We start from the raw sequence: 13,075 nt of genomic DNA, 5'->3' as shown, positions 1-13,075 counted from the left end.
GAAATATGCCCATAGAATTGTAGATTTATAAATAAGTAGTATCTTTGCCCCCGCCTTTATGGGCTGGTACACAAACCTTAAGTGTATAAATGATGAAGCTAAAGGAGTTTTTTATTCCTTTTTCAGGACTGAAGTTAGGAAAGCACACGTTTGAGTACAAAATTGACAATTCGTTCTTTGAATCTTTTGAATACCAAGAATTTAACGGTGCATCAATAGCGCTTACCGCCCTATTGGACAAAATGAACAATATGATGGAGTTGGAGTTATCCGCTTCGGGTACCGTAAACGTGGATTGTGATGTCACAGGTGAGGCTTTTGACCTACCTTTTGAATCTGATTTGCACCTGGTTATCAAGTTTGGTGAGGAATACAATGATGAAAACGATGAGATTTTGATCATTCCACATGGAGAATACCGTATTAACATTGCTCAATATGTTTATGAGATGTTGGTATTGGCCGTTCCACCAAAACGTGTACACCCGGGAGTAGAAGATGGCACATTGAAATCGGAAATCTTGGAAAAACTGGAAGAACTCCAGCCAAAAGAAGTAAAAGAATCAGAAAATATAGATCCCAGATGGGACGATTTAAAGAAGTTATTAACGGATAAATAGGTTATACAATGGCACATCCTAAAAGAAAAATTTCGAAAACCAGAAGGGATAAAAGAAGAACCCATTATAAGGCCACTGCACCTACAATTGCTAAGGATTCTGTAACAGGAGAAATGCACTTGTATCACAGAGCACACTGGCATGAAGGTAAACTTTATTACCGCGGTCAGGTTTTGATTGACAAGACAGAAGAAGAGACTGCAGCTTAATGGCTAACGGTCTTCAATAAAAATTCAACTCCCGTTGTTGTACAGCGGGAGTTTTTTTATGGACCTTGGTTAAATTCAAAAAAACGCCTTTTTAGCCCATAAGTCATAGAAAATGACTAATTTTCACAGCTTTTGGGTCAAATTTGAACGTTTTTGACAAAAAAAGACACTAATATGAAAAAAACAACAGCAGCCATCACAGCTGTGGGAGGTTATGTTCCCGATTTTGTTTTGTCCAATAAAGTATTGGAAACCATGGTAGATACCAACGATGAGTGGATAACTACCAGAACGGGAATCAAAGAACGTAGAATCTTAAAGGAGGAAAACCAAGGAACTTCCTTTTTGGCGATCAAGGCAGCACAAGATCTTTTGAATAAAAGTGGTGTAGATCCTAAAGAAATCGATTTTGTATTGTTGGCAACTGCAACACCTGATATGCCGGTAGCGGCAACTGCAGCTTTTGTAGCTTCGGAGATTGGAGCAACCAATGCATTTTCTTACGATCTTCAGGCAGCTTGTTCAAGTTTTCTATATGGAATGTCAACCGCTTCCAGCTACATCGAATCAGGCCGCTATAAAAAAGTGTTGTTGATTGGTGCTGATAAAATGTCATCCATAATTGATTACACGGACAGGACAACCTGTATCATTTTTGGAGATGGCGCAGGCGCAGTGTTATTTGAACCAAATGAAGAAGGATTAGGCTTTCAGGATGAATATTTGCGAACCGATGGAATAGGTCGTCAATTCCTGAAAATTGAAGCTGGTGGTTCTATTTTACCTGCTTCTGAAGAAACAATTAAAAACAAACAGCATTACGTATACCAAGACGGTAAATCCGTGTTCAAATTTGCAGTATCCAATATGGCGGATGTATCCGGCTTGATTATGGACCGAAATGGATTGACCCATGAGGATGTAAGTTGGTTGGTCCCACATCAGGCCAATAAACGAATCATAGATGCCACCGCAAATAGAATGGGTCTTGACAAGGACAAGGTAATGATGAACATACATAGATACGGTAATACCACTTCCGCAACACTTCCATTGTTGCTTCATGATTATGAGAAGCAACTTAAAAAGGGAGATAACATCATTTTTGCAGCTTTTGGTGGAGGCTTTACCTGGGGATCCATTTACTTGAAATGGGCATATAATTCATAAATCGCACAACTAACTAAATCATATTCGATGGACATTAAGGAAATTCAAAGTTTAATCAAGTTTGTGGCCAAGTCAGGCGCCAGCGAGGTAAAGCTGGAGATGGAAGATGTAAAGATCACCATCCGCACGGGAAGTACTTCTTCCTCACCTGAAACTACCATTGTTCAGCAAATACCTATGGCGCAGGCACCTGCTATGCCTGTGGCTCCTGCACCTGCAGTAGCTCCTGAAGCTCCTGCACCTGCGGCAAGTACGCCAGAACCAGCCGCTGATGATGAATCCAAGTACATTACGATCAAGTCACCTATCATAGGCACCTTCTACAGAAAACCTTCTCCAGATAAACCACCATTTGTTGAGGTGGGCGCAAGTATCAGCCAAGGAGATGTGCTTTGTGTTATTGAAGCAATGAAATTGTTCAATGATATTGAGTCAGAGGTTTCTGGAAAGATTGTAAAGGTATTGGTAGAGGATTCCTCGCCTGTAGAATTTGATCAGCCGCTTTTCTTGGTTGACCCTTCCTAACCAAAATTCATCAGTAACTGTCTGATCCCGTTTTTTGGATAAGGCAAAGTTTACTATGGATTTATAACGCACAAGGTTATGTTTAAAAAAGTACTTATTGCAAATAGGGGAGAAATCGCCCTTCGAATTATTCGAACTTGCAAGGAAATGGGAATCAAAACTGTTGCGGTATATTCCAAAGCAGACGAAGAAAGCTTACATGTACGTTTTGCGGATGAAGCGGTATGTATTGGCCCTGCTCCTAGCCACGAATCCTACTTGAAGATACCAAACATTATAGCTGCGGCAGAAATAACCAATGCAGATGCTATACATCCAGGCTATGGATTCTTATCCGAAAATTCCAAATTCTCTAAAATTTGTGCAGAGCACGAAATCAAGTTCATAGGAGCTTCCGGTGCGCAAATTGACCAAATGGGAGATAAGGCCACCGCTAAGGAAACCATGAAAAAAGCCGGTGTTCCAACAATTCCTGGTTCAGAAGGATTACTTAAGGATGTTGCAGACGCCAAGAAGGTTGCCAAAAAAATGGGTTACCCCGTAATGATCAAGGCAACTGCTGGTGGAGGTGGAAAGGGAATGCGTGCTATTTGGTCCGAGGACGAAATGGAAAGCAATTTTGAAAGTGCCGTACAGGAAGCCACTGCTGCATTTGGTAATGGGGGTATGTACATGGAAAAGTTGATTGAAGAACCACGCCATATTGAAATTCAAGTTGTAGGGGATCAATTTGGTAAAGCTTGTCACCTTTCTGAAAGAGATTGTTCGGTACAACGGAGACACCAAAAATTGACTGAGGAGACACCTTCGCCGTTTATGACGGATTCCTTGAGAGAGGAAATGGGTAAAGCTGCAGTTAAAGCCGCAGAATTCATTAAATATGAAGGTGCAGGTACAGTGGAGTTTTTGGTGGACAAACACCGTAATTTCTACTTTATGGAAATGAACACCCGTATTCAGGTGGAGCATCCAATAACGGAACAAGTTGTAGATTATGATTTGATCCGTGAGCAGATTTTGGTTGCAGGGGGTGTCCCGATTTCAGGTAAAAACTACTATCCAAAATTACACTCCATAGAATGCCGTATCAATGCAGAGGATCCGTATAATGATTTTAGGCCATCACCTGGAAAAATCACCACATTGCATACACCAGGAGGGCACGGAATCCGATTGGACACTCACGTGTATAGTGGATACATGATTCCACCAAACTATGATTCCATGATTGCTAAGTTGATTACTACCGCCCAAACCAGGGAAGAGGCAATCAATAAAATGCGAAGAGCATTGGATGAATTTGTTATTGAAGGGGTAAAGACTACAATTCCCTTTCACAGACAGCTTATGGAGCATCCTGATTATTTGGCGGGTAATTATACCACTAAATTTATGGAGGATTTTGAAATGGATCCTAAATATCAAGATTAAAATTAACCCCGATGTAAGTCGGGGTTTTTTGTTGCTTCCTCTTAGCAGTGTTACCTTACAGCCATGAATTTAAGTTATTGGGAGTACAAAACTTGGTTTAGTAATGTTGATTTTACCATTGTTGGTAGCGGCATTGTAGGATTAAATTGTGCCCTTGAATTACGAGAGAAGCACCCCAAAAGCAAAATTTTGGTGCTGGAAAAGGGAGCACTTCCGCAAGGTGCAAGTACCAAAAATGCAGGCTTTGCGTGTTTTGGGAGTATCTCTGAAGTCATATCCGATTTGTCTACGCACTCGGAGCAAGAGGTTTTTGAATTGGTCCAAAAGAGATTCCAAGGGATACAATTGCTTAGGCAAAGATTGGGGGATAAAAACATCGGTTTCAAGCAATTGGGTGGACACGAACTCTTTTTTGAAAACAGGAATCTGTTCGCTAATTGTAAGGTCCAATTAAAGGAAGTAAATGCCCTATTGGAACCTGTTTTTGCGGAAAAACCTTTTGAGCTAACACCAAATGTATTTGGGTTTGATAAGGTAAATCAAAATTACATTACCCATAAATTTGAAGGGCAACTGGATACCGGCAAAATGATGAACACCTTGGTTCAAAAATGTCAAAAAAATGGCATCCATATATTGAATGGAATCACCGTGTCCAATCTTGAAGATAATGGCAATTTAGTGACAGTGCAGAGCCCTAATCTTGAGTTTAAAAGCAATAAAGTTTGTGTGGCCACCAATGGCTTTGCATCAACCCTGCTTTCTTCCGAAGAAGTACAACCAGCGAGAGCCCAAGTTCTCATTACGGAACCTATTGCCAACTTAAAAATCAAGGGAACTTTTCATTTGGATGAAGGCTACTATTATTTTAGGAACATAGACAATAGAATTTTATTTGGCGGCGGCAGAAATTTGGACTTTGAAACTGAAGAAACCATGGATTTTGGGCAAACAAAAATTGTTCAGGACCAATTGGAAAAACTGCTAAAGCAGGTAATACTTCCCCACCAAAAAGTACAAATAGCACAACGTTGGAGTGGGATCATGGGAGTTGGCCTTCAAAAATCACCCATAGTCAAACAAGTATCCAACAATATCTCCTGTGGCGTTCGTCTGGGAGGAATGGGTGTTGCCTTGGGATCATTGGTGGGGAAGGAGTTGGCAGAATTCCACAGCTAAATCATTCTGCCGTCCAAAAGATTTATAATCCGCTTGCCATAAGCCGCATTTTTTTCAGAATGAGTTACTTGTATTATGGTCACCCCCTCCTCATTTAGTTGTTTGAACAATTCCATGATTTCCTCCCCTTGTTTAGAATTTAGGTTTCCTGTTGGCTCGTCGGCCAACAGTAATTTAGGACTGGAAATAAGCGCGCGGGCAATACCTACCAATTGCTGTTGCCCGCCACTTAATTGAGCAGGGAAAAGATCCTTTTTCCCCACAATATTGAATCGATCAAGCATATCCGCTACCATGGCTTTTCGCTCGGCACCTTTAAGTTTTTTATACAGTAGGGGCATTTCCAGATTCTCCTGTACCGTAAGATCATCCAATAAATGGTACTGCTGAAACACAAACCCTATGTATTCCTTGTAAAGTTTTGCCCTATGCTTTTCCTTCAGTTGGTGTACGGATTCATCCAAAAAGTCATAGGACCCTTCATCAAATCCATCAAGCATTCCAATAACATTCAAAAATGTGGATTTTCCAGAACCCGAAGGACCCATGATGGAAATGAACTCGCCTTCTTTAACTTTAAGGTTGATATCCTTTAGCAAGAAAATTCGTTGTCCTCCGGAGTTTACCCATTTGAAAATATTTTGAAGCTGTAGTAACATGTTTATTGTAATTACTCGGTTCGTAAACTTTTAATTGGATTTGATCGTGCCGCTTTAATGGCCTGGAAACTTACCGTAAGCATTGTAATCCCCAGGGCGCCTAGCATGGCTAATGCAAAGATCCACCACTTTAGAATTACACGATACGGGTATTCTTGGAGCCAACCATTCATTACATAATAAGCAATCGGCACAGCGATAAAGCAGGAAATGATCACAAGTTTCAAGAAATCCTTGGACAGCATATTCCAAACGTTGAACACCGTAGCGCCTAATACTTTCCGAACACCAATTTCCTTGGTTCGCTGTTCGGCTACGAAGGAGGTCAGTCCAAACAAGCCGAGGCAACTAATTAAAATAGCTAATGCGGTGAATACACCGGACAAGGTTCCGACACGCTCTTCTGCTGCAAACTTTTCAGCATATTCTGCATCTACAAAATCATATTGAAAAGGAATTTCAGGGAAGTGCTCTTTGAACACACGTTCGATAATTGCAATATTTTGTCCTGCGCTTTGATTTGGATTCAAACGCATATTGTAGTAACTGAAATTATCGAAACGATCAAAGACATACATTGCCTGTTTAACAGGCTCATAGGGGGATTGTGCAATCATGTCCTCAACCACTCCAATTATTTTTAAAGGTGGATTTGGATCTTCAGTATCATCATCCATTAACAGCATACCCACTGGATTTTCCACGCCCAAGTATTTTTTCGCTGTCTGGTTGATAAGCACTGCTGTGGAGTCTGAGGCGAACTCTCTGGAAAAATCCCTTCCTTCAACAATCTTAAGGTTAAGCGATTTTGCATATTCTGGCGATACTTCTGTCCAAGCCAAATCTTCTTGAAATCCTTCTGGTTTTCCTTCCCAATTAAAACCACTTCTGTTGGACCAAATTCGTGTTGTAGGACTGCTTGAAGTGGACATTTCAACAATAGCTCCAGAGTTAAGGAATTCGGATCGCATTAAATCAGTTTTGCCGGAAAAGTCTTGACTAAAGGTTGGCACTTGGATCAAGCCTTCCTTATCATAACCTACGGGGCGGTTTTTTGCATAGTTGATTTGTTGCATTACAATCACGGTTCCGATGATAAAAGCTACAGAAACGGTGAACTGTACAACAACAAGGATCTTTCTGGGCAAACCAGAATATTTCCCGGACTGAAATGTTCCCTTCAACACATCTACAGGCTTGAAAGAGGATAAATACAAAGCTGGATAGCTGCCCGCCAAGAGCGAGGTGAACAAAACAAACCCTAACGAAATCAACCAAAATTTGCCGGAACTCCATGGAAATTCGATTTCCTTTCGGGCCAATTCGTTAAAGCCAGATAATGTAAGAACCACAATAAACACAGCCATTAGAAAAGCGAACAATACCACCAAAAAAGACTCACTTAAAAACTGGTTGATCAATTGGTTCCTTTGCGACCCTATGGATTTTCTGATCCCAACTTCCTTCGCTCTCTTTTCCGACCTGGCAGTACTCAGATTCATAAAATTGATACAGGCAAGCAAAAGCACAAAAATCCCAATTACGCCAAACAACCAAACATATTTGATACGGCCACCCACTTGTTTACCATTTTCAAAATTGCTGCGGAGATACCAGTCCTCCATGGGCAATAAAAACAGCTGGGGATTGAATTCAGCAGTGTCCTCATTTAAATCTTTCTTTACATTACGAATCGTGTTTGTGACTTGCTCCATGCCGACATTGTCTGCCAACAGCACAAACATTTGAAAGGAGTTGTTGCCCCAATTGTCTTCCGCATTCTTAACCCATTGGTTATTATTTACATAATTGTCCCAAGGAATCAGGTAATCCGTGTCCTTAAACGAATTGCTATAGGGCAAATCCTTATAAACTGCCGTTACCATCAGGTCGTATTGATTACTAGCTGTAACTACTTTACCAATTGGTTCTTCTTGACCAAATAGGGCTTTTGCTGTAGACTCAGACAGCATGATGGAATTGATTTCCCTTAAACCATCCTTTTCTCCTTTTAAGATTTCCAATTCCAAGTAATCAGAAGCCTCTCGTTGCATGTAATTACCGGGTCTTGAAATACTATTTTCGCCATATTTTAGATATAGGTCATTGGTCCAAGAGGACATGATCAAGTATTCAAAATTGTCCATATAGCCATCGCGCAGGGCTTTTTCCAGTGGTCTTGGCATGGCCGGTCCAGTACCTATATTCCCATTAAATGTTTGCGATTGGAACAATTGGGCCATTCGGTGTCGCTGGGAGAAATAACTATTGTATGTAAGTTCATCAAGCAGCCAGAGACCAATGATTAGGGTAACGGCCATACCTAAGGCGAGCCCTCCAACATTAATCACTGTATAGGCCTTATTCTTGATGAGGTTCCTCCAGGCGATTTTTAAATAATTCTTGATCATGATTTTCGTTTTTTGATGGTTTATTCTGTCCGAAGACTGTTTACGGGATTAGCCGTTGCCGATTTAATAGCTTGGAATCCAATGGTCGCTAAGGCAACTAAAAGGGTAAGTGCTCCCGCGAGCACAAATGCCCACATGGGTATGTTGATTCTGTAGGCAAAATTACCTAGCCAAATATTCATGAAATAATAGGAGATTGGCCCAGATAACAGGATTGCTAATGTGATTAATTTGAAAAAGTCTTTGGACACCAAAACGGTAATGTTCTGCACGCTTGCCCCCAAAACTTTTCGAATACCAATTTCCTTTGTTCGCTCTTTAGCCATAAATGCTGCAAGTCCAAATAAGCCAAGACAAGAAAGCAAAATTGAAATAATGGCAAAATATTTGGCCAAGGTGCCTGTAAGGATTTCTGCACTATAACTTGCGGCATATTCCTGATCCAGAAAATCATAATGCAATGGGTTATCGGGGAGCACATTATCAAATACGGCTTGCACAGATGCCAATGCTGTTTTGGTTTGTGTGCCATCCAGTTTTATGAACATTTCGCCAGCGTCATTTGGATCTAGCATAAAAATGGTTGGTTGAATAGGCTCATATAGTGATCGATTGTGAAAATCTTTGGTAACACCAATAATACGGCGCTGATTGCCCCAAAATTGAATAGTCTTTCCTATAGGGTCTTCACCTAGGTCCATCAAGGATGCAGCTGTTTCATTTATAACCAAATTTAATGTGTCCTGCGAGCCTTCGGCGTAATAGGACCCTTTAGTAATGGGAATTTCAAATGTTTCAGGAAAGTCATGGGCAGTCCATAAAAGTGCAAATTCGATATTTTCCTGTTCTTGGGTTTTACCTGACCAACTTACTCCACTGCTTGATGCAGGCGTGCTTAAGGGAGAAGGCCCCACAAGTGTTACGCCTTCAATACCCTCAGCATTGATAAGTTCATTGCGAAGGGCTTCATATTTTTGGGTCAAGGCCTCATCTTGGTGAATAGAAATCAAATGGTTTTTGGCAATCCCTAGATCTTTCTGATTGACGTATTCTATTTGTTTCTGGATGATCAGTGCCGAGATAATCAATAACAAAGCCAGTGAAAATTGTAAGACCACAAGACCCTTACGAAAAGAAATAGTGCCTTTTTGCTCTTTGCTAGTTCCCTTTAAAGCAGTTACGGGTTTAAAGGAAGAGATTACAAAAGAGGGGTATGCTCCGGATAAAAAGGTGGTTAGCGCAAATACACCGAAAAGTGTGAGCCATAGATACGGGGTGTTAAAATCCATGCTCAAACTTTTGTTGGTAAGGGTATTTACATATGGAAGCAAAGTTATTGTCAGTAATATCCCTAAGATGAACGCTGTTGCGGTTATCATGGAAGTCTCCATAAAAAATTGGCCTATCAACGTGTTCCTTCTCGCCCCTATGGCCTTTCTTACCCCAATTTCACCAGCTCTTTTAGCTGCTTGAGCGGTGGATAGATTTATAAAGTTGATACAAGAGATGACCAATAGGAATATCGCAGCTAATGTGAATATGCGAACATATTCAATTCGGCCACCAGATACTTCAGCTTGCTCATCAAATTGGTTGTAGAGATAGTTGTCGGAAAACTTTTGAAACAACACACCTTCCTTAAACTCACCGGTAATATTTTCGTGGAATAGGTTTTGTACCTTCTGGTTTAGGGCTTCTAAATTGGTGCCTTCTCGCAAAACAAATGCCCCTTGCATACCGTTGTTTCCCCATTCCAACATCCAATCGTTTTCACTTAAGTGTCTTTGGAATCCGTAATAAAAATCATTCTGGATAGAGGACTGCACCGGGAAATCCTCGTAGACTGCTGCTACGGCAAAATCTCCATTGTCGTAAATATGCACAGGACTACCTAAAGCTTTTGTTGGCCATTCTTCTCCCCAAAAACGTTTGGCCAAACGTTCAGATATAGCCAGAGCCTCTGGTTTTTTATCTAAATCTTCAATGTTTCCTAACAGCACTGGAACGGAAAAATTTTGAAAAAAAGCGGTATTTGTAAACGCCCCTGGAGCTCTATAATCGGTGTTTTCCAGTCTGAGATTGTCTTCAAATGTGGCGCCTATAGTTACGTAATCCTCAATTTCTGGGAATTGTGCTTTGGATTCATTCAACAAGGGATAGGAGATTCCAGCGTAAACATCTAGAACACCTTCTTCCAAAGGAATGGTTCGTTTTACCAAATAGAGTTGATCATCTTTCTCATGGTATTTATTCATGGCGTATTCATCAAATACCCACAATAACATTAGAAGTGATACCGCGATGGAAATGGACAAACCAATGGCATTGATGGCAAAGTAGACTTTGTTTTTCAACAAATTTCTCCAGGCGGTTTTTATATAATTTTTGAACATGATGGTGTTTTTGGCTGTGTTATTCGGTGCGTAAACTTTTAACTGGGTTTACAATAGCGGCCTTTATACTTTGATAACTCACGGTCAAGAGTGAAATAACGACCGCCACAATGGCCGCCAATACCAACACCCACCATTTTACTTCAATGCGATAAGAGAAATCTTCGAGCCATTTGTTCATGGCGTACCATCCAATAGGCAGTGAAATCAATATGGCAATACCCACTAGTTTCAGAAAATCGGCAGATAGCCTAAAAGTAATTTGCCCAACAGTTGCCCCCAGTACTTTCCGAACCCCTATCTCCTTGGTCCGTTTTTCGGCATTGAAGGCTGCCAGTCCAAATAAACCTAGACATGCGATTAAAATGGACAAGGTTGTGAAAATAAAGAAGATACTGCCAAGACGCTGTTCCGATCTATAGGTGTCGTTAAATGAATCTTCCATAAAGTAATAATCGAAAGGCTGTCCAGGGGCCATTTGACTCCAAATATTTTCAACGTCTGCAATGGCTACTTGAAATTCTGAAGTATGCAACTTGACGGCCATGGATTCAGCATATAGATCTCCTAAGCGCATGCATAGTGCCTCAATATCATTCCTAAACGGCGAAAAATGAAAATCCTTAACCACCCCAATTACGGTTAACATTTCAGGGTCTTCCTCACCAAAATCAGGCGTATACCTTTTACCGATTACTTCTTCGGGGGACAATCCCATAGTAGCAATAGCAGATTCATTCACTATGATACTTGTGGAGTCATTTAGGAATCTACGATCAAAACCTCGACCGGCTATTAACTCAAAATCCATTGTGCCCACATAATCATGATCAACACGCCATACTTGCATACTTATTGCACGTTCTTGGTCTGTTAGGCCATCTTCTGGGGCAAAAGTACTATCGCCTCGAGCGGATGGAGTAGGTAAAAAACTGCTTATCGTTGCATTTTCAACATAACTCAGTTTTTTGACTTCTTCTTTAAATGGACCCGATTTATCACCAAGAGTGTATACGTCATTTACAATGAGCACTTGGTCTTTTGAAAAACCAAGGTCCTTATTTTGGATATATTTCAATTGCTGATAGACTACCAATGTGCCGATAATCAGAAAAACAGATATGGCAAATTGGAAAATAACCAACCCATTGCGCACCTTACTGCCACCAAGACTGTTGCTATTTGATCCCTTAAGTACTTTTACGGGAATAAATTTGGACATAAAGAAGGCAGGGTAACTTCCTGAAAATAGCCCAAGAACCAATCCAGCTGCCAACAGAATAATCCAAAATAAAGGATTTGAATAGGGCATGGAGATATCTTTGTCGGCCAAATCGTTGAAAAATGGAAGCGCCAATATGGCAAGGAAAATCGCCAGTAACAATGCGCCAAATGATACCAGCCCAGATTCAACCAAAAATTGTCGGATAAGATCAATTTTATTGGAGCCCAAAGTTTTTCTCACACCAACTTCCTTTGCTCTTTTTAAGGAATGGGCAGTGGAAAGATTCATGAAGTTTACACAAGCCAAGACCAAAAGAAAGACCGCAATAAAACTTAGAATGTATATGCTTTGAATATTGTTGTTGGGACTAATTTCAGCCGCCCGATCCGATTTTAAGTGGATGTCTGTCAAGGGCATACTGGTGTAAATCAAGTGATTGCCAGAAGCAATGAATTGTTCTTCAGTTATTCCAGGCATGTATTGCTGTATGCCGGGGATCACATATTTACCCAAGAACCCTTTTAATGGTTCCTGCATGGCATCCACATTAGCGCTTGGGATAACTTTGAAAAAGGTTTGGTAATTGTTGCTGCCCCAATTTACGATACGAGAATCTTCAAAACCTGACATGGCCATAAATACGGTGTGGTCCCTTAAAAATGAATTTTTTGGCATGTCCTCAACAACACCGGTTACGGTAAATGTTTGGGTGTTGTTCAGTTCAAAAGTCTTACCTACGGCTTCTTGAATACCATAGTGTTTTTCTGCAGCCGTTTTGGTCAGCAACATGGTGTTTGGTTCCTTTAAGGCGGAATTAATATCTCCGGCCAAAAGTCGGATTCCGAACATTTTAAGAAATGTGGAATCAACAAAAGTGGATTGTTGCTCCTTGACATTGATTTCAGTTCCGGTTGTTTTTAGCAATACACTCCCACCCGTTCTAAATCGAGTAGTCAATTCGACTTCGGAGAAATCGTTTTCCAAGGCTTCTGCCAATGGCGCATTTACCACTGCGAACCTACGATCCTCCCCTCCAAATTTCACGTCTACATTAACACGATGAATACGATCTGCATCTGCAAACATGGTATCAAAGCTCAATTCATCATGAATATATAATGTGATCAATAGACATCCAGCTATGCCGATGGCCAACCCAAATACGTTGAGAAAAGTAAAAAAGGGCTGCTTTTTTAGGCTTCTCCAGGCAATTTTTATGTGATTTTTAAACATGACTAATCGTTTTTTGATGA

At 40.7% G+C, this 13,075-nt stretch carries 10 protein-coding genes; 6 read left to right on the top strand and 4 right to left on the bottom strand.

Annotated elements, in window-relative coordinates; genetic code table 11:
* Window positions 1-89: 89 nt before the first annotated feature.
* The 6 genes from M3P19_RS09220 to M3P19_RS09195 all read left to right on the top strand — a co-directional run bounded on the left by M3P19_RS09220 (window position 90) and on the right by M3P19_RS09195 (window position 5,134).
* Window positions 90-620 (top strand): YceD family protein, encoded by a 531-nt coding sequence (locus M3P19_RS09220; protein ID WP_249657377.1) that lies wholly within the window; start codon window positions 90-92, stop codon window positions 618-620.
* Window positions 621-628: 8 nt separating this feature from the next.
* Entirely contained in the window at window positions 629-829 is a 201-nt protein-coding gene (gene rpmF / locus M3P19_RS09215) for a 50S ribosomal protein L32 (RefSeq protein ID WP_138837132.1), read from the top strand.
* A gap of 174 nt (window positions 830-1,003) precedes the next feature.
* Entirely contained in the window at window positions 1,004-1,999 is a 996-nt protein-coding gene (locus M3P19_RS09210) for a beta-ketoacyl-ACP synthase III (protein WP_249657376.1), read from the top strand.
* A 27-nt stretch (window positions 2,000-2,026) separates the two neighbouring features.
* Window positions 2,027-2,524 (top strand): acetyl-CoA carboxylase biotin carboxyl carrier protein, encoded by a 498-nt coding sequence (accB, locus tag M3P19_RS09205; protein ID WP_249657375.1) that lies wholly within the window; start codon window positions 2,027-2,029, stop codon window positions 2,522-2,524.
* A gap of 78 nt (window positions 2,525-2,602) precedes the next feature.
* Window positions 2,603-3,955 carry an acetyl-CoA carboxylase biotin carboxylase subunit gene (gene accC / locus M3P19_RS09200; protein ID WP_249657374.1) on the top strand — a complete coding sequence of 451 codons (1,353 nt, stop codon included), beginning with the start codon at window positions 2,603-2,605 and terminating at the stop codon, window positions 3,953-3,955.
* 63 nt (window positions 3,956-4,018) lie between these two features.
* Entirely contained in the window at window positions 4,019-5,134 is a 1,116-nt protein-coding gene (locus M3P19_RS09195) for an NAD(P)/FAD-dependent oxidoreductase (protein ID WP_249657373.1), read from the top strand.
* Here the strand turns inward: M3P19_RS09195 and M3P19_RS09190 are convergent.
* From M3P19_RS09190 to M3P19_RS09175, 4 genes are read right to left on the bottom strand one after another with little or no spacing between them, the layout of a single operon-like run.
* A complete protein-coding gene (locus M3P19_RS09190; RefSeq protein ID WP_249657372.1) occupies window positions 5,131-5,793 on the bottom strand; it encodes an ABC transporter ATP-binding protein in 663 nt (220 codons plus the stop codon). The two genes, M3P19_RS09195 and M3P19_RS09190, sit on opposite strands and share 4 nt — an antisense overlap.
* A gap of 11 nt (window positions 5,794-5,804) precedes the next feature.
* The gene (locus tag M3P19_RS09185; protein ID WP_249657371.1) at window positions 5,805-8,204 is read right to left on the bottom strand and encodes an ABC transporter permease; all 2,400 of its coding nucleotides are present in this window, start codon (window positions 8,202-8,204) and stop codon (window positions 5,805-5,807) included.
* Between the two features lie 20 nt (window positions 8,205-8,224).
* The gene (locus M3P19_RS09180; protein WP_249657370.1) at window positions 8,225-10,597 is read right to left on the bottom strand and encodes an FtsX-like permease family protein; all 2,373 of its coding nucleotides are present in this window, start codon (window positions 10,595-10,597) and stop codon (window positions 8,225-8,227) included.
* A gap of 19 nt (window positions 10,598-10,616) precedes the next feature.
* On the bottom strand, window positions 10,617-13,055 hold the full coding sequence (locus M3P19_RS09175) for an ABC transporter permease (RefSeq protein WP_249657369.1): 2,439 nt from the start codon (window positions 13,053-13,055) through the stop codon (window positions 10,617-10,619).
* Window positions 13,056-13,075 lie beyond the last annotated feature (20 nt).

Source organism: Flagellimonas spongiicola (assembly GCF_023502425.1).
Classification (GTDB): Bacteria; Bacteroidota; Bacteroidia; order Flavobacteriales; family Flavobacteriaceae; genus Flagellimonas; species Flagellimonas spongiicola.
The sequence above is the reverse complement of the archived record's forward strand: the minus strand, read 5'-3'. Positions and strand labels throughout refer to the sequence as shown.

Coding starts and splice junctions, on each gene's coding strand:
- M3P19_RS09220 (WP_249657377.1), top strand. CDS start 90: ATGATGAAGCTAAAGGAGTTTTTTATTCCTTTTTCAGGACTGAAGTTA.
- rpmF (WP_138837132.1), top strand. CDS start 629: ATGGCACATCCTAAAAGAAAAATTTCGAAAACCAGAAGGGATAAAAGA.
- M3P19_RS09210 (WP_249657376.1), top strand. CDS start 1,004: ATGAAAAAAACAACAGCAGCCATCACAGCTGTGGGAGGTTATGTTCCC.
- accB (WP_249657375.1), top strand. CDS start 2,027: ATGGACATTAAGGAAATTCAAAGTTTAATCAAGTTTGTGGCCAAGTCA.
- accC (WP_249657374.1), top strand. CDS start 2,603: ATGTTTAAAAAAGTACTTATTGCAAATAGGGGAGAAATCGCCCTTCGA.
- M3P19_RS09195 (WP_249657373.1), top strand. CDS start 4,019: ATGAATTTAAGTTATTGGGAGTACAAAACTTGGTTTAGTAATGTTGAT.
- M3P19_RS09190 (WP_249657372.1), bottom strand. CDS start 5,793: ATGTTACTACAGCTTCAAAATATTTTCAAATGGGTAAACTCCGGAGGA.
- M3P19_RS09185 (WP_249657371.1), bottom strand. CDS start 8,204: ATGATCAAGAATTATTTAAAAATCGCCTGGAGGAACCTCATCAAGAAT.
- M3P19_RS09180 (WP_249657370.1), bottom strand. CDS start 10,597: ATGTTCAAAAATTATATAAAAACCGCCTGGAGAAATTTGTTGAAAAAC.
- M3P19_RS09175 (WP_249657369.1), bottom strand. CDS start 13,055: ATGTTTAAAAATCACATAAAAATTGCCTGGAGAAGCCTAAAAAAGCAG.